Origin of the sequence: Bacteroides faecis, assembly GCF_020091505.1 — a bacterium.
GTDB classification, from domain to species: Bacteria; Bacteroidota; Bacteroidia; order Bacteroidales; family Bacteroidaceae; genus Bacteroides; species Bacteroides faecis.
Genome location: NZ_CP081916.1, coordinates 319,800 through 341,238 on the forward strand (window position 1 = coordinate 319,800; position 21,439 = coordinate 341,238).

Consider the following 21,439-nt stretch of genomic DNA (forward strand, 5'->3'; position numbering starts at 1 on the left):
AAATCCGCATAATCTGTGCCCAAATTAGGTCTATTAGCAAGCCAATATTCATTTTGCCCCTTATCTGCCCGGCACTATTTATTATATGGAATAACGCTTAAACGATAATTGTCGTCAGGCAACAATTCCGAATCAAATTCGATTTCAATATCTTTAGACTCACCTTTCAGCAATGTAAAATAATTATCATTCATCAGCGCAGGTAATATACGTTCTCCGTCTGACGAACGGACGGCCTGCACGTGAACAGCAAAAGCGACTGATGGACCTACATTCTTAATCGTAGCTTTTATCACTTTCTTGTCTCCATGATCCGTCCGGTTCACTAGCTGAGATGTCACATTCAGCTTCGCTTTTGATAAAGTATTCAATGCTTTATAGTCGCCCGGCTTGTTGGAACGCCAATAGAAGTTGTCAGAAAGCAGATTTCCATTCGCATCGTTCAATTCCAGTTTTATAAAATGAACCGGAGACAAATCCGTCGGTTTCTTTTTCTTGCCATACAGTTCAAATTCATAGAGTGAATACCCCCACATAGTAGCGCATTTCACTCCCTGCATTTTTACATAGCGAGTACGTACAGGCTTTATCTTTATTTCTTCCAGTCCGCCTTTACAATCTTCATTGGAATAAATTTCCTTCCAATGCGCCGCATCATCAGAGATCAACAGTTTATAGGACTTGGCATGAGCTGCTTCCCAGTTCAACGCAATGGTGGCTATTTCCGCAGGTTCGCCCAAATCTACATAAATCCATTCATCATCACGAGGCTCACTCGCCCAGCGACTGCCGTCACTGGCATCAATAGCGGCCCCGGGCTCACCGGCATCTTTAGAGACGGAAGAAGCAAACGCTTTTTTACCAAAAGCAAGATTGTCCGTAGTAAAATTCAGATGGAAACAATAAGAATCCTTATTGGCAGCTGCATTCAATGTGACATTCTGAGTGTAACGTCCCATTTCTTTCCCATCCAGATTGTAGACTCTGGCGGTTGCTTTCAGTCCCTGCAAATCTTGTAAAGTAGTATTAATAACCTTCACACTATTATCAGCATAGCTCCACTGGATGTGAACAGGTTCGCACGCCTTCTTAATTCCCCAGTAAGCTCCTGTCAGATCATAATAATAATCATAGGTCTGCCACACCAAAGAAGGATAAGCCGACTGTCCCATCCAAGTCAGGATGCCGGATGCATCGTCCCATATATGATGCTGGAAACCTTCGTACATCGCCTTGTTCACTTCTACATTCACCAACTGGGCTTTCCGACAGAAATCTTCGATTCCCTTAGCTTTTCCATAATTATACTCCACCGTAGAGAAATATTTGTCAGGTCCCGCATTACCTCCGGAGTTACCAAAGAAATGTTTATTCCACATTTCATTGCGCGGCCACCAGTTCTTTTCAGGAATAAATTTCTTGAAGCTTTCAAAAGTAGTGAAAACTGCCGTACCAATTTCCGTACGAAGTCCCCACCCTCGGGTGATATTAGCACCATACCCATAAGGAGCTTTCGTAAAATACCAGTTAGGATGAGAATTCATCCAGGGGCCGCTACCGGAAAGCCCATCGCTGTGCGAATTGGCATGGTATGCCCTATCCCCTCCATCGTAAACATTCACATCTTCTTCCAGCCATTTATTGAGTGGGGGTAACGGATAACCCTCATTATCTCCGCACCACACAGCAATGCAGGCGTGATTGCGTAAACGCTTTATCTTTTCAACAGCATTCATATTGAAGGCAAAGACGTCATCAGGGAGATTGGAGTTTGAATTCAGCCAGAAATCATCCCAAACCATGATACCATATTTATCGCAGGCCTGATAAAACTCGTCATCAGTAACAGAACCTATCCAATTCCGTATCATATTGAAATTCATCTCCTGATGAAGCTTCACTTTCAAATCATATTCTTCCCCCCGACAGCGTAACATATATTCACTCATTCCCCAGTTGCCACCTTTAAGATATACAGGTTCACCATTTATTTTGAGATGAAGTATGCCATCCACCATTTCATAACCATATTCCCTTATACCGAATGTAAGCAGCTGTCTGTCTGAGACTTTTCCACCGACAGAGTATGTCAGCTCACACGTATAGAGATTCGGTTCACCGTAGCCGTTAGGCCACCACAAGGCAGGGTTACGGACTACCAGTTGCTTCAATTTCGTGTTATCGAGCAGGAAGTCACGTTGCTTGCCCGCTTCAATTTCCATTTCTTCCGAAAACTCAATGTTACCGGGCCGGATCACTCCTTTCAGTATTCCTTTCTGATCGACCGCTGTATTATTTCTCAGTTCCAGCTGCAGGCTTAAGGTCGCTTCGTCCCTGGAAGGCACCTTCGAACGTATCCATGGATCGATCATGGACACTTCACGGGTCTTAGTCAAATAGACATCATCGGTTATGCCACTTAAAAGTCCCGGTACATAAGGCATCCAGTCCCAGCCTGCACACGAAACGTAAGTAGGACTTGCATAGTTGGGAACCGGCGTTCCAACCCAATGTACAAGAACGGCCAGTACATTCTTGCCTTCTTTTGACAATAAGTCCGTTACATCAAAGTTTCCTCTGTGCATAAAACCATCAAGCAACCCCAGGCGTGTTCCATTGAAGAATATTTCTCCCTTGCGGTTCACTCCTTCAAAATTCAGCCAGACTTTTTCTCCAGTTTCCACTTTGGGAGAAAGAAATTCTGTGCGATACCAAAAATTGCGGTCGTACTTCGATTTATCTATCGTATACGCATTATCACCAAAATTCGGATCGGACTCCAACCCTTCCGAAACGTACGAACCGAAAACAGTTCCCGGCACCGTTGCCTTCACCCAGCCTTCCGTATTATACCGGACGGACATAATCAACGAAGGATCGGCAACTTCCGCCTGTGCCTTCACTCTCCAGACAGCCAGATTTCCTTCGCTATTCAATGATATTTTTTCCTTTTGCGCTTGAGACGTGATACTTGATAACAGTAATGTAAGTATCAGTGTAATCTTCCAAATATTCATGCTCTTCTATGATTAATATTTCTTCTTTTACTAATAAACAATTAGTATTAGGACGATTGAACACTCAAATACTACTAAAAAAAGAAAGTTGATTATAGACTCACGAATCCTCTGTATGTGGTATGGTATTAGCAGATTACTTATAGTAAGGAGCTGTCTTAAAAGTACAGGCACCGAAGCTAACAATATGATTGTTAATGATATAATAAGATTCAGAGGAATAGGTTAAGCTTTGCACACCTCTCCTTTTTGAAAAAAGCATATCATTTTGAAAAGAGTAAGAACCCATAAATTATCAGATGACAATGAAAGTTTGCAAATTTGAAAGAATGAATAATGAGGATGAAGTCAAGCAAGTAATCGGTTGCATACAGAAAGAGCATCCTTACGTAGCCGTCATTCCTGTATTGACACAATTGCAGGAATGGTTACAGGCTATTTCCGTCAGTTGGTTTCATGAAGAAGATGAAACGTCTCATACGATAGTTAATGCCATTGAGGAATATTGCCGTACTCTGACCGACCGTCTCATTTCAGACCGGAAACTGAATCAATACATGAAAGTCCAAATTGAGAAATGCATAGAAAAGATACAGGTCTTGGTGGAAGATAAGGCAGACTTACTGACCGACAAAATAATAAAAGCCGAAGTATACGGACTGTCCAATGAATTATTTGCCTGCTGCCTACGTCAGCAAGGGCTTCGTGCACAAACTCTGGATACCGGAAAGTTCATGCAAATCAACCTCGAAAGGAAACCGGATATTCCATATATCAAGGAGTCTGTTCAACAGTACATCAGCGAAAAACGGGATGCCGATATTTTCATCGCTCCACTTTCCCTCTGTAAAAATGTATATGGCGAAACAGATTTCATGAATGAAAAACGTAACGACTACTACGCCACAGTACTCGCCACCGCATTCGGAGCAGACGAACTGCTCTTATCTACCCAGATCAACCATATCTATGCAAACCGTAACAGCCGGAGAGAACAGCACTCACTGACATATACAGAGGCCGAACAACTGATCAACAGCGGAGTATACTTGCTCTATGCCGACTGCATCAGCTTAGCGGCACATTCCAATATAACTATCCGGCTGACGGACACTCATGACCTGACAACGGAACGGCTTTATATCTCATCCCACGACACGGGCAACAGCGTCAAAGCAATACTTTTTCAGGATTCTGTCACATTTGTACGTTTTACATCATTGAATGTCCTCCCCGGATATTTACTAGTGGGCAAATTGCTGGAAGTAATCAACAAATATAAGATCAATGTCATTTCAATGGCATCATCGAATGTATCCATTTCTATGGTGATATCAGCCAGCCCTGACACTTTGCGGATTGTGCAAAAAGAGCTCCACAAGTATGCCGAAATGGTTATTGACGAAAATATGTCTGTGATACATATCATTGGTTCGCTCCATTGGCAGCGTACCCAAGTAGAAAGTCATATAATGAACACTATCAAGGATATCCCCATTTCACAGATTTCTTATGGAGGAAGTGACCAGTGCTTCACCTTATCTGTACATACCACGGATAAAAACAGACTTATCAGTTTGCTGGCCGCCCATTTCTTTGAGAACGAGTTTGCTACCTGACTTCAATCCAGACATCCCACTTTGTCAGATCTTATACTCCTCGATCTTACGATATAAAGTAGTGAGACCTATCTTCAACAAACGGGCAGCTTCGGTCTTATTGCCTTTTGTATATTCCAAAACACGGGCAATGTGCCTTCGCTCCATTGCAGCCAGTTCAAAACTGCCCATGCTATCGTCCGAACATTCATAATGAGTATTCTGAATTTCAAGAGGCAAGTCACACACATCCAGACGTCCACCTTCACAAACAATCAGGCTGCGTTCAATTACGTTCCTCAATTCGCGGATATTGCCCTTCCACGGTTGTTGCTCCAGTGCTTGCAGAAAAGCCGGAGTCATTTCGCTGATTGCATACGACAGTTTTTCAGAAAAGCTCTTGGCAAAAGCAGTAGCAAGGATTCTTATATCACCGGTACGCTCACGGAGAGCCGGAAGATGTACCTGGAATACGGAAAGCCGATAAAATAAATCCTCACGGAAACGTCCCGCTTTGATTTCCTCTGCCAGGTTACGGTTGGTAGCAGCTATGATGCGCACGTTCACCCGGGTAGGTTTCGTATCTCCTATCTTTATATATTCGCCGGTTTCGAGGATACGCAATAACTTGGCTTGCAGTTCAAAAGCCATTTCACCGATTTCATCCAAGAAGATGGTTCCATTATTAGCTTCTTCGAACAGTCCTTTTTTATCTTTCAAAGCTCCGGTGAATGATCCTGCTTTATGCCCGAACATTTCACTCTCCAGCAGTTCCTTGCTAAAAGACGAACAGTTCACGGCAACAAAGTTCTGCTTATTCCGCTTACTATTATAATGTATAGCCTGAGCAAATACTTCTTTTCCGGTTCCCGTCTCCCCGGTCAATAAAACCGGAACATCAGTCACCGATACTTTCTGTGCCAGCATAACAGCCTCTTTCAGTACTTTCGATTCTCCCAGAATGGAATCAAAAGAATATAGCTGGCTGACTTTCTTTTCCAGTTTCTCCAACCGTACATTCATCTTCGCCTTTTCGACGGCACGGCTGATCAAAGGAATGATCTTATTATTATCGTCTCCTTTCGTGATATAATCGAATGCACCGTTTTTGATTGCCTGCACCCCGTCGGGTATATTACCGTGAGCAGTAAGAAGAATAACCTCTACATTCGGGGCTGTCTTTTTAATATTCAAGACCAGGTCGACTCCATTTCCATCGGGAAGAAAGACATCACACAAAGCCACATCCGGCTGTTGAATTTCCAACTGTCTGATAGCTGCCTTGCAATCACCTGCCTGACATACCTCATAGCCCTCCAGTTCGAGCATACGAGCCAATAGGCTACGAATCTGAACCTCATCGTCAATGATAAGAATTTTACTCATAATTAATTTATAAAAAATGAAGAAAGACAAACAGGGTGCGCAAATATAAGTCTTTTTTCTATGATCCGAGAACAATTCTCTCCACTTTATTGTTATTTCCATAGGAAACTATTTACGTGATAAAATTATGAAGATAATTATTATTGGAGGCGTTGCCGGAGGAGCTACCACTGCTGCCCGGATCAGACGCACAAATGAAACAGCTGAAATTATCCTTTTAGAAAAAGGGAAGTATATCTCTTATGCCAATTGTGGGCTGCCCTATTATATAGGAGGTGTGATTGAAGAACGGGAAAAGTTGTTTGTACAAACACCCGAAGCATTTTCTACGCGCTTCCGTGTAGATGTCAGAACTGAAAATGAAGTCATCTTCATCGACCGGAAGAGAAAGACAGTGACAGTGAGACAAAGCAGTGAAGACTCGTACGAAGAAAGCTACGACAAATTACTGATATCAACCGGAGCTTCTCCTGTAAGACCTCCCCTGCCGGGTATCGACCTGAACGGAATCTTCACACTGAGAAACGTTACAGACACAGACCGAATCAAAGAATATATCAACAGCCATGCTCCCCGAAAGGCTGTTGTCATCGGAGCCGGATTTATCGGGCTGGAAATGGCAGAGAACCTGCACGCGCAAGGAGCAAAAGTTTCTATTGTGGAAATGGGAAATCAGGTGATGGCCCCCATCGACTTCTCGATGGCATCTCTTGTACACCAACATTTGATGGACAAAGGAGTGAACCTGTATCTGGAACAGGCTGTGGCATCCTTCGAAAGAGACGGAAAAGAACTGAAAGTGATCTTTAAGAACGGAGAGTCTATCTCTGCCGACATTGTCATCCTTTCCATCGGCGTCCGCCCGGAAACGACATTGGCACGTGCAGCAGAGCTAACAATCGGCGAAGCAGGAGGAATTGCCGTCAACGACTATCTGCAAACTTCGGACGAATCGATTTACGCCATCGGTGACGCAATCGAATTCCGCCATCCGATCACCGGAAAACCGTGGCTTAACTACCTTGCCGGCCCTGCCAACCGTCAGGGGCGAATTGTAGCAGACAATATTCTGGGAGCACACATCCCCTATGAAGGAGCCATCGGGACTTCTATCGCCAAAGTGTTCGATATGACGGTTGCCTCTACCGGCCTCCCCGGCAAGCGATTGCGGCAGGCAGAAATCAATTATATGTCTTCCACCATTCATCCGGCCTCTCACGCAGGATATTATCCGGATGCCATGCCGATGAGTATCAAAATCACTTTCGATCCGAAGACAGGCAAACTGTACGGCGGACAGATTGTCGGCTATGACGGTGTAGACAAACGAATTGACGAAATCGCACTCGTCATCAAGCATGAAGGTACGGTCTATGACCTGATGAAAGTAGAGCAGGCTTATGCTCCTCCATTTTCTTCAGCCAAAGATCCGGTAGCCGTTGCAGGATATGTAGCCGAAAACATCATCACAGGGAAAGTACAACCCGTCTATTGGAGACAGCTAAGGGATATCGAAATGGAAAACAATTTCTTGCTGGATGTACGTACACACGACGAATTCTCGCTCAACACACTGCCGGGTGCAGTGAACATTCCCCTGGACGAACTACGCGACCGGCTGGACGAACTGCCGAAAGACAAGATGATTTATACATTCTGTGCTGTCGGCCTCAGAGGATATCTTGCCTATCGTATCCTGATACAACATGGATTTGAAAAAGTACGCAACCTTTCCGGAGGATTGAAAACATACCGTGCTGCCACAGCACCTATCATCCTGAGGGAAGATAATGACAACGAAATAAAGGAAGCACCTGCACAGCCGAAGGCAAGCATACAACAGCCAACTCCTACCGTATCGCCTGTCGAAGCCGTGAAAACAATCCGTGTAGATGCCTGCGGACTGCAATGTCCGGGTCCGATTCTGAAAATGAAAAAGACGATGGACACGCTGGCTTCAGGAGACCGGGTAGAAATCACCTCAACCGATCCGGGATTTCCGCGTGATGCCGCCGCATGGTGTAATTCGACAGGAAACCAATTGATCTCCAAAGAGGCGACAGGAGGAAAATCTGTGGTCGTGATAGAAAAAGGCGAACCTAAATCCTGCAACATTGTTACTTCCTGTGAAGGCAAAGGGAAAACTTTTATCATGTTCAGTGATGATTTAGACAAAGCTTTAGCTACCTTTGTACTCGCCAATGGAGCAGCTGCCACCGGACAGAAGGTAACGATCTTTTTCACTTTCTGGGGACTGAATGTTATCAAGAAACTGCACAAGCCGAACGTAGAAAAAGATATCTTCGGAAAAATGTTCGGAATGATGCTGCCTTCCAGCTCCCGAAAACTGAAACTCTCTAAAATGAGCATGGGAGGAATAGGAGGAAAAATGATGCGGTACATCATGAACCGGAAAGGAATTGACTCGCTGGAGTCTTTACGCCAGCAGGCTCTTGAGAACGGTGTAGAATTTATCGCCTGCCAAATGTCTATGGATGTCATGGGAGTAAAACAGGAAGAACTTCTGGATGAAGTGACAATAGGTGGAGTGGCAACATACATGGAACGGGCCGATAATGCAAATATCAATCTGTTTATATAAAAAGAACAAACAAAAAGAACAAGCAGTATATGAAAACAATATGTGTAATGCGCGATGTATTCAAAGCAATGGCAAGATTTGAAGATTCATTTGAAAAAGTATATAAGATATCCTTAAATGAAGCGATGATCCTATGTGCCCTGCAAGAAGCCTCGCCAAAGAATATGACAGCTACAAGCCTGTCTAAACGGACGGAACTGACACCCTCACACGCTTCAAAAATGCTCCGGATTCTGGAAGAAAAAGAACTGATCGTCAGAACTCTCGGAGAAGTAGACCGAAGATTGATGCAATTCCATCTCAGTCAGAACGGTAAAAAGCTAGTCGGAGAATTAGAACTCGAAAAAGTGGAAATACCGGAATTACTGAAACCACTGTTCGAATCGACAGATTAATCAGGCAGTCGGATACTTTAAATATCGACTCGCTAAATAATAAAACGGTGAACCCTCTGTAGTTATGTTACAGGTTGTTCACCGTTTCTTATTTATCCATTACCGCGTATTACTCTTATCGGATATACGCGCGTATCCTTATTCTTCAAGCCATCCTTTAAGAAGTGACATCACTTTTTGTTTCTGATTTTCGGGCATCGTACCGATGCGTGCCAGATGACTGCCTCCCGGCTCTACAAAAACATGAATATTCTTTTTATCCTTCAGCCAAGTCACTCCGGCAGCCGTCCAAGGATCATTCTGGCCATAGATGAAAATCATCTTCGGATCGTTCTTCTTCAGAAATCGTACAATCTGTTTGCTCAGTGTTTTATCGAATTTCATATTCTTCAGGTCTTCCGGCAGCATCAGCCGGCGCAGATAATCCTTACTGGTCTTTATAGAAAGGTAAGGCTTAAAGGGACTGATGTCATATCCATAATACCCTAATTCACGGGCAGCCTGCACGAAGAAAGAAAGAGTCGGACTGTCTGCTATAAAATAAGAAGGGCCGCTGATTGCCAGCAAATGATCCAGAAGTATATCATCAGAAGCGGATATTTCGGGGATACTATGAATGTCCGTTCCCCATTGCCAGATAGAAAAAGAGTATTCCAGCACACAGAAATCGTAAATCTCCTCTAAAGGAGCCCGGAATGTATAGTTCTTTTCAGCACATATTTTTTCAAAACGGGGTAACAAACGGGCCTTTCGTTTCAATACTTCCAACTGGAAATCTTCTATTTTTTTCCTATCGGCTTCCGTACCTGCCCGGCGGAGGAAAGGTTCGTGCCGCCCGTCTTCGCGGGCATAGCAGAGAGGGGCCACATAAGGCACGGAAACATCCACATCATCGGGAAAGAAAGCACGATATAATAAGGAAGTCTGCCCGCCTTTACTAATCCCCGTACTGATCCATTTGCCCGGATACAAGGCCTTGAAGGTTTCCCTCACGGCATGCAAATCTTCGGCAGAATTCGCAGCTGTCAGATATTGCCAGTCGCATGGTTCGGGAGTGGATTCGAGAAAGTAGCGGTGTTCTACAAAGATCATATTCGCATCGAACAAGTCTGAAAGTTCTTCCCGGTAAGTGGGGCGCAGAGCATACGCCGCCCCATATCCTTCGGTAACAATCACTGTGGGACGGTCATAACCGACATGCCCTACAATCACCCGCTGACGGAAACTTCCCTTTTCGGGATGCCGATGATCCAGCGGTTGAGTGAGGTACATTACATACTTTTCGGGGAACCGGCTCGTATCGAGAGACTTTATTCCGCTGACGGAATTATTTTTTTCGATCTTCTGAATAAACGATTCCTGTGCCGACAACGAGATAGGCGCAACTGCGATCAGCAGCACGATAGAGAACCATACGAAAAGAGGCATCCGAATATGTTTCATAAGCATTTGAGTGTTAATTTTCTCGCAAAGATAATCATTTGCACGAACCTTTTTACACATTTCTTGTTGTTTGTAACAAAAGCCCCAAGGTACCAGGGCGTGATTTTTATATAACCTAAACATTATAAAAGATATGAAGAAATTAATTCCTATTTTATTGGCGGTCTTTGCACTCGCTTCTTGCGAAAAAGACCCGGACATGGGTAAGCTGGATGACAACTATCTGGTATACACTAACTACGACAAGCAAGCCAACTTCAAAGACTTCAGCACATTCTACCTGGCTGACAAAATCTTGGTTATCTCTGACAGCAAAGAACCGGAATATCTCGAAGGAGAAGGCGCTGAGCAAATTCTGGCTGCTTATACAGAAAATATGGAAGCAAAAGGTTATCAACCGGCTGCCGATAAAGAAAGTGCCGATCTTGGTATTCAGGTAAGCTACATCGCAAGTACTTATTATTTCACCGGCTACACTCAACCTGAATGGTGGTGGGGATATCCCGGATACTGGGGACCTAGCTACTGGGGTAACTGGGGTGGATGGTACTACCCGTATGCTGTGACTTACAGTTATAGTACCAACTCATTCATTACAGAAATGGTGAACCTGAAAGCAGATGAAGGTGAAGGCAAAAAACTTCCTGTAATCTGGACAAGCTATCTGACCGGATTTGAAACAGGCTCTAAAGCTATCAACCGCACTCTTGCCATTGAAGCAGTGAACCAATCATTCACTCAGTCACCTTATCTTACTAACAAATAAACAACTACAACTGTTATGAAAACAAGAAAGAATATATATTTCAAGGTAGTGGCGTTAGCAGCCATTGCCATCGCCTTTGCCATGCCGGCTAAGGCACAGCTATCAGACAATGGATATGCTAATATAGACTGGCAGTTCAATGTTCCATTGAGCAACAATTTCGCAGACAAAGCCAGCGGTTGGGGTATGAACTTTGAAGGTGGTTATTTCGTCACTCCCAACTTGGGTCTGGGTCTTTTCCTGAACTATCACAGCAACCATGAATATATTCCTCGTGAAACATTCAAATTGGGTGCAGGTGACGTTACTACCGATCAGCAACACACTATGTTCCAGTTGCCTTTCGGTGCCGCTGCCCGCTACCAGTGGAATCGTGGTGGATCTGTACAACCTTATGTCAGTGCTAAATTAGGTGCTGAATATGCTAAAATCCGTTCCAACTTCAACATGCTGGAAGCCAGAGAAAACAGCTGGGGATTCTACGCTTCTCCTGAAGTAGGTGTCAATGTATTCCCTTGGGTTTACGGACCGGGTCTGCACTTTGCTCTGTACTACAGCTATGGTACCAATAAAGCTGATGTACTGCACTACAGTGTAGACGGACTGAACAACTTCGGTTTCCGCGTAGGTGTTTCATTCTAACCCGAGCAACTACTTGATTTTACATTAATAAGCAAGAGCCCTTCTGTTTCGGCAGAGGGGCTCTTCACTTTTTATTTGTTTTGAATGGCATCATAGATTGCATCCTGTATCTGTTCGCGAATCTCCAGACGGCTTAATTTCCGGTTCGTAACATCCGGATAAATCCGGTTGCTCAGAAATACATATACCAATCTATTATCAGGGTCTACCCAGGCACACGTCCCGGTAAATCCAGTATGACCATATACTTTCGCCGGTGCATGCGTTCCGCAAGGACTCTTTTCCTGATTACGGGTATCCGGCTTGTCAAATCCAAGCCCGCGACGACTGATTTTAGAGACTTCCGCTGTAAATAGCTGACAGGTTTCTTTGCTCAAATAACGTTGCCCGTTCAGTTCACCACCATTCAGTAACATCTGGTAGACTTGTGCCACTTCACGTGCATTCGAGAATAATCCGGCATTTCCCGAGACTCCACCCTGAAAGGCAGCCGCCTCATCGTGCACAAATCCCTGAAGCGTAGTCTTACGCAAGAAGCGATCGACAGAAGAGGGAACGATTTCCGACTTCGGGAAACGGCGCAAAGGCAGATAACCCGTACGTTCCAGCCCCATCGGTTCGTAAAATTCACGTTGTAAGTAAGCATCCATCGGCATGCCTGCAAGCTTCTCCACCAAAAGCCGCAGCAGAATAAAACCTACATCACTATATCGATATGTCTTTGGCTTCATCGGAGCGTCTACAATCTTCTTCTCCATTTCCTTGAAGAAAGAAGGATTCAGCCACAGACTATCACAGATTTGCAAGGTGTAATCTCCGGTTTTAACCTTTGAAACATATTCCTTTTTAAATGCAAAATTAGGATTCACCCATGTGGAAGTTCCCAACTGCAACGGATGCCGTGCATCTTTACGGGACATGAACAGTCTGCCTTCATAACTATCTTCATCGATGGCTTCCCGATAGAAAGCAATTCCGGGCGGTAAACCGGACTGATGATAAAGGAGTTCCTGAATGGTGATATCTTTCTTGTTAGTTCGCTGAAGGAAAGGAAGATAGTCTGCAATCTTGTCTGTCAGGTTAAAGCGTCCCTTATCATAAAGCTTCATTAAAGCAAGCACCGTGCCTGTAGTCTTGGAGAGCGAGGCCAGATCGTAAATGTCAGTCGGCTGTACACGTGCACTTCCCGTTCCGGTGTGAGTGCCGAACGATTTGTCTACCATCACGTGACCATCTTTCATCACAATCACCTGACAACCGGGATAGGCTCCCTGACGCACTCCGTCCAAAGCAATAGAATCAATCCGTTGCAGGGCGACAGATGAAAGTCCATGTTCCTCCGGGATAAAGTGCAAAGGAGTTTTCGGAGTAATCGTTATACCGTCTCCTGCCTGAAAGAGTTCTCCGAGACTGGCTGATAATTTTCCATCTGCCGAGGCTTTGGCAAATAAGACATCCGCTACTTGTTTCTGTACATCTTCATTCGGGCTATGTCCCAGCACCACCGCCGAAGCACGGGCAACCGCACGCTGTATCTGCAACATCATTTTCCCCTGCGTAAAGAAAGCATAGATCACCGGAGTGTCAGTAGTAAACTTGCTGAAGAACGGCTGATAGGGTGATAGTTTCTGCTCGCTTACCGCTACAATAATCCGTCTATATGCAGCCAATGAATCCCTTAGCCGTTGGTTTGTTTCTTCTGTCATGCCGGGACGAAGACGGAAACGCGACAAAGAAGTATATTTTGACAACTGTTCCGCCAGGGCATCAGTTTCGCCTGCGTCACCGACTTCAAGCAATGCCATCGCTTCTTTTTTGTCCGCATGCAAAGGAAGAACATGATTTTCATTATTCAGCACAGTAATCGCAGCCAGATTCAACCGGCGGATTAAATCACGCGTCTGGGGAGTGTTAATCCGTTGTCCCAGCCCGGAGAGCTGAATAAAAGGTTTCTTTTTTAATCCCAGCACGTATTTATAGGTCAGCACCTTGCGACATTTTTCTTCAATATCTTCCCGTGTCAGTTCACCTTTGTCGATAGCTTCGAGTACAGCGGATATCTCCTCCTTCAGATTGCGGGGAGCCAGCACCATGTCATTCCCCGCCTTCAGTGCCTGCAGACTGACATTTCCATTGCCCGAAACACCTTTCATGGCAAGTGCATCCGTGAAAATCAGTCCTTTGAAAGCAAACTCTTCTATCAGCAAATCATAAACGATATTACGGGACAGAGAAGAAGGAAGCCCGCCTACCGGCTCAATAACCGGCACTTGCAAGTGTCCGACCATCATACCACTCAATCCGGCACGAATGGCTTCTTTAAAAGGATGAAGCTCTACAGTGTCCAGCCGTTCACGAGTGAAAGGAAGTACCGGAAGAGCCTTATGCGAGTCTACATCCGTATCCCCATGTCCGGGGAAGTGCTTACATACCGAAAGCACGCCGCCACTTTCCAGACCGGAAGCATAAGCTACCACTTTATCCGCTACCCGCACAGGGTCTTCACCGAAGGATCGGGTATTGATCACCGGATTCTTGGGGTTGATATTTACATCCGCTACCGGAGCAAAATTAACTTGTACCCCCAGTTGAGCGCATTGACGAGCCATCTCACGCCCGTATTCATAGATCAATTTATTGTCCTGAATACATCCGAGTACCATATTTCGAGGGAAAACGGGTGTGCCACGCAAACGCATTGCCAGTCCCCATTCTCCATCAAAAGTTATCATTAACGGTAGCTTAGCCATGCGTTGAGCCTGATTCGTCAGTTCCGCCTGGGTCTGCATCTTCCCACCGGAGAATAACAGCCCTCCGACTTTGTAGGTATCGACGGCATCCTTCAGAAGTAATTGGTTACGCTTGGTGTCTACCGGAGCAATCGTATATATAAATAGCTGACCGACTTTCTCTTTAAGAGTCAGCTTATTCATGATGGAGTCTACCCATTGATGACAACGGACATCTTGTTTAGCTTTATAAAGAAGTAAAGGTTCTACAGGAGTATCTGCCCCTTCTCCCTTGGCCTTGACAGGAAGAAGTAGCAGAATAACCAGTATATATGTCAATAATCTCATTTTTTATTCAAGGTCAAGTCCAGTCGTCCAACATAAATTCCATTCTTTCCAGTGTGCATAACGGGGACATTCTTCCCGTCTATATTCAGGTAATTTTTGGGGCTTTCCATAAAGGTATGTGAGTGACCGCCCAAAATGACATCAATATTACGGGTGTTGGCTACTAACTTCTCATCCATCTGGATGCCCAGATGTGACAGACATACAATAACATCACATCCTTCTTCTTTCAGTTGCTCAGCTATTTCATTGGATATGGCAATCGGGTCTTGATAGATTACTCCTTCGCACTTATTGGCTTGTATTAATCCTTCCGGTTTCGCACCCAATCCAAAAACTCCGACCTTCAATCCGAAACGTTCCAAAATGACGTAAGGCTTTACTAAGTCCTTAAGCACGGTAGCGTCAAGATCATAGTTGGCACATACTACCGGAAACTTGGCTAATTTAAACAGACGAGCCATGTTGTCCAGACCGAAGTCAAACTCATGGTTACCGATTGTCATCGCATCGTATCCCATTTCATTCATCAGGTTGACTTCTACTTCACCCTTGAACATATTGTAATAAGGAGTACCTTGAGAGATATCGCCACAGTCGAATAGCAGTACATCCGGATTTTCTTTGCGGAACTGTTGCAGGAAAGTGGCCCGGCGGACAAACCCGCCCTGACCATAATTCCGGTCACCTTCCTGAGTCATAGGTTCAATCCGGCTGTGCACATCACTGGTTTGCAGTATGATTATCTTTTTTGTTTCTTGAGCGATTGCCAATGCAGGAATTAAAAAAAGGAAAAGCATCAGCCGTTTTCCGGTTCTTCCTTTGAATATGTTCAAAATAGAAGTTATATGATTATGAGTTGTCATAGAATACTAAAATTTCATTGTAAGCCTTCGTTATTTATTCTCTTTTATTTCTTTATTTCTGGTCAGATGCCGGCACAACGGTGATACGTCCATCCAGTTTAGAGGTGATCTTTTTGCCCGCTGCCGTTTGTTGTCTTACATAATCGAGAAAGAGTCCGCGCAATGTCATTCCGTCCGGACACTCACGTTTATCTGCATTTGCCAAGGGAGTGAGTCCGTCGTTTCCATCTGCCAGATAGTCTATTGTAGCTACGGTATAGTCTTTATCATCTTCTATTTCTTTTCCCTGTACAGTCGCTTTCAGTAGTTTTCCGTCCTTGGTTATTTCCAGGTGTGCTCCGCTCAGTCCTTCGCCATGCAAAGAAGCTATTACTTCCATCAGTCTTTTCATTTCCGTACCCTTCATTGTCAGTACACAGAGAGAATTTTCAAAAGGAAGTATTTCAAAAACAGCATCGACCGTGATGTCACCTTGTGGGAGAATGTTACGCAAGCCTCCCATATTCATGATTCCGATATCTGCGGAATGCTTCAGTACACGATCTGCAGAAAGTCGCAACACCTCGGCTACCAAATTAGAAAGTAAGCTCTCCGGACGTCCTTTGTCCATCGTCGCCTCGCTGACGCCAATCACCTCATACATCATTTCATCTATTTTTTCTTTATAAGGTTTCAGTATGGCAGCAGCCTTTTCATCGGGATGAGTATCCCAAATTGAATCTATGCAAATCCGGGTTCCTTCTATTTGGGCAACTTCATAATTTGCCTGAACTTCACGGGGAGATTGGCAGGAAGTGAATAGGAATAGTCCTGTCAGAATGACTCCCGAAGTAAACTTTACGTAATTTCGTTTCATCTTCTTTCTTTTGTTTATGCTACAAATGTACATTTTATATTTTAAAGTCATGCGGAAGAAGAAGAAACTTATAGCAAGTTTAGTCCTATTTCAAGGAGAATTAGCTGCAAAATGCACTTAAAAATGTTAATTGAAAGTATTCTGAGGCAGAGTTGATTTAATTAAAAAAAGGACGTTCCCAGGGAAAAAGGGGAAATTAGGAACGTCCCTTGAATAGAGTTATCGAAAAGTCCGGTCTTTCGCAAGTGCGAACCTTTCCTCTCTTCACTAAAATAAACTAAGGACTATAGTGGGGAAATCCTTAGTGGGAAAAACGATTATCCGCTTCTTCACAGAAGCCGTATAATCGAAAAGTAGTCGCATTCGGCATTAGAGTGTCATTGATGTTTTGCATCACCAAAAACACCTTCATACCGATGAAGCAACCTATTTTCTTCGAAATATCTTCTTTATAATATCTTGTTCGTATCTCTGTTTATTCAGCGATGCAGATACTCACGCGGTTTTCTTCTGGTGTTTTGTAAGGCTGAACCGTGTCACCTTTCGAATCAACAATGATTCTATCAACGGTTACTCCTTTCGCTTTCAGAGCGTCTGCAACATTAGCTGCACGTTTTTCAGACAAAGTTTTATTAATTTTAGAATTACCAGTATTAACATCTGCATAGCCAGTCACTTTTACTTTTGCTGACGGATTCTTCTGCAAATACTCTACCAGCATTTCAATCTTAGACTTCTGATCTTCTTGAATACGTGCAGAGTTCAAGGCAAAAAAGATATCCTGTTTCATTGGCTGTGCCACAACAACTTCTTTCTTGGGTTGTGGCTGTTCTACCACAGGTGCAGGTTTCGGTTGTTCCACTGCCACGGGCTCTGTTTCGTAATATACAGGTTTAGTTTCTGTATAGCCTTTTCCGAATTTAATATTCAAACCTACTAAAGCATTAAACTGCCAGTCAGCATTTCCTGCTTTCTTAGAGTTGAACTTGTCAGAGAGGACATTGGCGTTACCTTCGATGTTGATCGACAAGCGGTCGTTCAGCCGTAAATTACACCCCAATCCCATGCGTCCGGCAACGAGAAACTTTCCGTCTTGCCAGAGATATTCCATCTCATAAGTCCGTGTATCCAATGCATTCGCTTCATCGTTATCAAAACCACGGTTTAGCCCTCCTCCAAGAAAGACATAACCATTGAATACACGTTTAGGATTGAAACCACAAAACAGTGCACTAAGATCAGAAACGATGTCGATGTTACCTTGCAAATATTTGTACTGGTAATCCTGTTGTGGAGAAACCCAGCCTCCTTTTGCCTGCCATCCACTGACGCCAACACGTGCCCGCCATGCCGGAGCAAACTGATAACCCACGTTGAGTGCTGCTGCCGGAGACATAAGATCACTAAACTTAGCTTCGCCAAGTGTATGAGCAGCACCTACTTGTACTTGCATAAGCCAATGAGGTCTGAACTCAGTTTTACCTGCTTCTTTTATTCTTTGTTCCTGTGCAAAAATAACTGTATTGCTTAATAGTAAAGCGAATACAGGCATCCACAATTTCTTTATGTTCATGCTTATCTTTCCTTTCTAATATGATATTGCATTAACTTTATTAAAGAAGGGTATCCTTCTTTTGAAAAAGATACCCTTCTTATCTTTGTCGATATTGCTATCGTGACAGATCGTATAGATTAGTCGTGAGTCGGAGTAATTGTTAATGTTACTGTGCTGGTTACTTCACCAAAAGTGTATTTAACCGTTACAGGAATAAACAGTTTGAATGGTGCGTTTATAGTAAACTTACCGTTTGCATAAACAAGATCACCGTATGTTATATCATTACCCGATTTCTTAAGATCGCATGCATAATCAATTGACATGTTAGGTGCAACGTCCTTCAACAGTTTTGGTGCAGCTTCACTTGCATTCAGTGTTGTCATGATCTTATCCTTATCAATTGAAATTGCAGTAGCACCCTCAATTCCATAATAAGTGTAGAAATCAATAGGTTCAACAGCAAATGCTTCGCCTCTCCAGTCAGTCAAACCAAGCAGTTTGCTCATATCGATCTTAGCAGTTCCTGTAGTTGCATCCTTCAGTTCAGCAGACTTCAAGTCAACCACGTTGATAGGACGCAAGAACTTCACATCAAATTTGTTACCAGTCAATGGCAAGATTTCATCACATTTATTAGTTACTACAATTTCAATGCCTGCAGTGAACGGATCCACGTTGTAAGCAGACTTATTCAGCAATGTCTGTGCATTCTTGTCAACCTTATTGTAAGTAATAATACCTTTAGCATCAATTGTAGCAATCTTAGTTGCAGCAGCACCATTCTTGCTAGCATTCAATTGAGTACCGTTAGCAGTTACAGTGAATGTGTACTTATCAGTTCCAATAGTTACGACATTAGCTCCTGAGAAGATAAACTTCGCAGTCAACTTATCCTTCGCAAATGATGGGAAGTTTGTATCATTAACATCAGAAACAACTACCTTACGACCTTCAAATACATCAAACAGATCGAGCTTGAAGTCTGTTACCGCAGTAGTAACCGGCTCTTTCACATCAGCCTTTACATAAGACTTATCTGCTGACCAAGCTTGAGTTATCTTCTGATCATTCTTAATCACACCATTAGGCATTGCAATGCCTGCTTTCATCGTTATTGTAATATCTCCGCGAGTGCCGTCTACAGATTCGTAAGTTACATTAGCGAACATTTCAGCCTTCGAAGCTTTTACAAGAGCCAAAGCCTGTGCCGGAGTTACAACCCAATTCAATACATTAGTGGCAGTAGCCGGATCATCTTTAATTTCTGTTACTACACCAGTACTTCCTGTTCCAAGAACGATATTACCTGAACCGTCAACTTTCAATTTATAAGCATTATGGAACTCAGTTTTATTTAACTTCGCTTTAGCATAAACATCATTCATGTCAATGTAGGACAATGATTTGTCGAAGTTATCACAACCGTAGTAATAAGTACCCTTATTAAACTCTACTGGGAAACCATCTGTTGTACCCTTCACAATTTTCGTCTTGATCCATCCTACAGCTACCACCTGATTAGTAGCAATATCTACTAATTCCACACGTAACAGCGGTTCGCGATTTTCTGTAGCTTCTGAATCTTGTCCTTTATATTCAGGATTGATAGTACCTAATGCAGCGTCTGCAGCATTGAAGAATGTATTCTGCTCTGTTTCGTTGTTAGCACCTCCAATGTAGTTAGAAGGAGTAAAGACATACTTCAAGCCATAGTCTTCCACATTCTCCATCTTTATCAATTCAGTACCACCATTTTCCTTATAATAAGTAGTGATCAACTTAGCCAATTCTAGTTTACCATCAGTAGCTACAGTATAATCTTCTGCTGCAGTGATGGCTTCTTCTGCTTTACCCGCTAAAGCATTAGGAGTAGTACCAGTACGCGGCGTGGTCTGTCCATACAGAACCTTATTGTCAGTACCAACCAAAGTTTTCAAGACAAAATCTTTCATAACTACTCTGTATACGCTAGCATAATCAGAAGTAATCACTTTAGCTTCTTCACCACCAATTGCCTTAGTCTTAGCCTGCAAAGCATACATAGCTACCTTACCCGAATTCATTGCTGGTATTTTTTCTGCATCCGCATCCATTGCTACCTTAAGATAACGCTGTCCGTCCTTTTCAGTCTCAACTTTTGATTTTGCTTTGTTAGCAATCGGATTCATCTCAGCTGCACGAGATACAGGATAATAATCTTTATCAGCTGAAAGGAACGCCAATGTTTCAATCTGATCCATTGAGGCACTTGCCGGGTTCATGTGATAATATGCCCAAATCTGCGGAGTAATATAAGACTCCGTATCAGCAACCTTATAGATTTCACCTGTTTCTGTAGGAGCATCATATTTCTGAGCATTCCACTTATTATAAGTAAGATTGCTGGCTTTCAATGAAGGAATGCCTCCAACAAAACAGCTAGGCGCAAAGGTCAATCCCTTCAAGGGAACAGCATCAACAATAGAAAACGTACCATTAACAGGCTTACCGTCTTCAATGGTAGTAATCGTATAACCAGTAACAACACCTTCCGCATTTTTTATAGCTACGATAGAGCTTGTAGGAGTAGGTGTGGCAGGTATAGTAACACCTGTTTTCTTACCATTATATAAAACTTCGCCCTTGTCATTCATTGTCAGTTTTGCAGGGTCGAACTCTTCATACGTTGGTATTACTGGATCATCAGGGAAAGTGATATTGCCGGAACTTACTTCTGTTCCGTTCTTCTTCAAGATAACTTTTCCCTCTTTTGTGACCTCAAGAGAGTACTCAGGCATTTCCTTTGGCATCGGAATAGTGTATTCTTTGGTATCTGCACCAACCACAGTCAACTTACCTGTAACCGGATCGTAAACCACAGACTTCACATAGCCTCCCACTTGAGCTTGCAATTCCGAGAGAGTTTTTTCAATTCCATCGACTCTGGCATTTACCGCGTCAATGTCATCATCGTAGTCTTTACAACCTACGAACGATGCACCGGTAGCAAGCGCCAACGCTCCGAAAAACATCACTCTAATAAATTTTTTCTTCATAACTACTTAAAAATTACATTAATAATATATTATTAAACACTAAGTTCAAATAATACCTGCCCGTTACTTCTTAGGTAACGGGATAACGCATTTTCCCACTCCGTCAGAGGCGTCTGCGGGCTATTTTCAATAAATAAGTTATGACATTTTTAACCCCTGCTTTTGAGAGGCGGCAGAGGGGAGGGAAAGCTTTTGCAA

The 21,439-nt window shown here is 43.5% G+C and carries 13 protein-coding genes; 5 read left to right on the forward strand and 8 right to left on the reverse strand.

Annotated elements, in window-relative coordinates:
• Positions 1-74: 74 nt before the first annotated feature.
• Complete coding sequence (locus K6V30_RS01790) at positions 75-3,017, reverse strand: discoidin domain-containing protein (RefSeq protein WP_070612891.1); 2,943 nt, start codon at positions 3,015-3,017, stop codon at positions 75-77.
• A 305-nt stretch (positions 3,018-3,322) separates the two neighbouring features.
• Here K6V30_RS01790 and K6V30_RS01795 point away from each other — a divergent pair, with 305 nt between their 5' ends.
• Positions 3,323-4,636, forward strand: coding sequence for an amino acid kinase family protein (locus K6V30_RS01795; RefSeq protein ID WP_055271701.1), 1,314 nt, complete (start codon positions 3,323-3,325; stop codon positions 4,634-4,636).
• 24 nt (positions 4,637-4,660) lie between these two features.
• On the opposite strand, the gene K6V30_RS01800 is transcribed toward K6V30_RS01795, so the two are convergent.
• Positions 4,661-6,001 (reverse strand): sigma-54-dependent transcriptional regulator, encoded by a 1,341-nt coding sequence (locus tag K6V30_RS01800; RefSeq protein WP_010535448.1) that lies wholly within the window; start codon positions 5,999-6,001, stop codon positions 4,661-4,663.
• 127 nt (positions 6,002-6,128) lie between these two features.
• On the opposite strand from K6V30_RS01800, the gene K6V30_RS01805 reads away from it, so the two are divergent.
• Together K6V30_RS01805 and K6V30_RS01810 are read left to right on the forward strand one after the other, a co-directional pair.
• A complete protein-coding gene (locus K6V30_RS01805) occupies positions 6,129-8,603 on the forward strand; it encodes an FAD-dependent oxidoreductase (protein ID WP_055271703.1) in 2,475 nt (824 codons plus the stop codon).
• Positions 8,604-8,632: 29 nt separating this feature from the next.
• The gene (locus K6V30_RS01810) at positions 8,633-8,998 is read left to right on the forward strand and encodes a MarR family transcriptional regulator (protein ID WP_010535450.1); all 366 of its coding nucleotides are present in this window, start codon (positions 8,633-8,635) and stop codon (positions 8,996-8,998) included.
• A 138-nt stretch (positions 8,999-9,136) separates the two neighbouring features.
• On the opposite strand, the gene K6V30_RS01815 is transcribed toward K6V30_RS01810, so the two are convergent.
• Positions 9,137-10,441 carry a S28 family serine protease gene (locus K6V30_RS01815; RefSeq protein ID WP_055271712.1) on the reverse strand — a complete coding sequence of 435 codons (1,305 nt, stop codon included), beginning with the start codon at positions 10,439-10,441 and terminating at the stop codon, positions 9,137-9,139.
• 133 nt (positions 10,442-10,574) lie between these two features.
• Here K6V30_RS01815 and K6V30_RS01820 point away from each other — a divergent pair, with 133 nt between their 5' ends.
• Entirely contained in the window at positions 10,575-11,207 is a 633-nt protein-coding gene (locus K6V30_RS01820) for a DUF4136 domain-containing protein (RefSeq protein WP_022301640.1), read from the forward strand.
• Positions 11,208-11,222: 15 nt separating this feature from the next.
• Complete coding sequence (locus K6V30_RS01825) at positions 11,223-11,849, forward strand: porin family protein (protein ID WP_010535453.1); 627 nt, start codon at positions 11,223-11,225, stop codon at positions 11,847-11,849.
• A 71-nt stretch (positions 11,850-11,920) separates the two neighbouring features.
• On the opposite strand, the gene K6V30_RS01830 is transcribed toward K6V30_RS01825, so the two are convergent.
• The 5 genes from K6V30_RS01830 to K6V30_RS01850 form a co-directional block, all read right to left on the reverse strand.
• Positions 11,921-14,926 (reverse strand): serine hydrolase domain-containing protein, encoded by a 3,006-nt coding sequence (locus K6V30_RS01830; protein ID WP_055271705.1) that lies wholly within the window; start codon positions 14,924-14,926, stop codon positions 11,921-11,923.
• On the reverse strand, positions 14,923-15,726 hold the full coding sequence (locus K6V30_RS01835) for a bifunctional metallophosphatase/5'-nucleotidase (RefSeq protein WP_055271714.1): 804 nt from the start codon (positions 15,724-15,726) through the stop codon (positions 14,923-14,925). Before K6V30_RS01835 ends, K6V30_RS01830 begins: the two co-directional genes overlap by 4 nt.
• 118 nt (positions 15,727-15,844) lie before the next feature.
• Positions 15,845-16,648, reverse strand: a complete 804-nt coding sequence (locus tag K6V30_RS01840) for a 5'-nucleotidase C-terminal domain-containing protein (RefSeq protein WP_022301642.1) — start codon at positions 16,646-16,648, stop codon at positions 15,845-15,847.
• A 475-nt stretch (positions 16,649-17,123) separates the two neighbouring features.
• Positions 17,124-18,221, reverse strand: coding sequence for an OmpA family protein (locus K6V30_RS01845; protein WP_055271708.1), 1,098 nt, complete (start codon positions 18,219-18,221; stop codon positions 17,124-17,126).
• A gap of 119 nt (positions 18,222-18,340) precedes the next feature.
• Complete coding sequence (locus K6V30_RS01850) at positions 18,341-21,241, reverse strand: hypothetical protein (protein WP_224207243.1); 2,901 nt, start codon at positions 21,239-21,241, stop codon at positions 18,341-18,343.
• Positions 21,242-21,439: the final 198 nt, after the last annotated feature.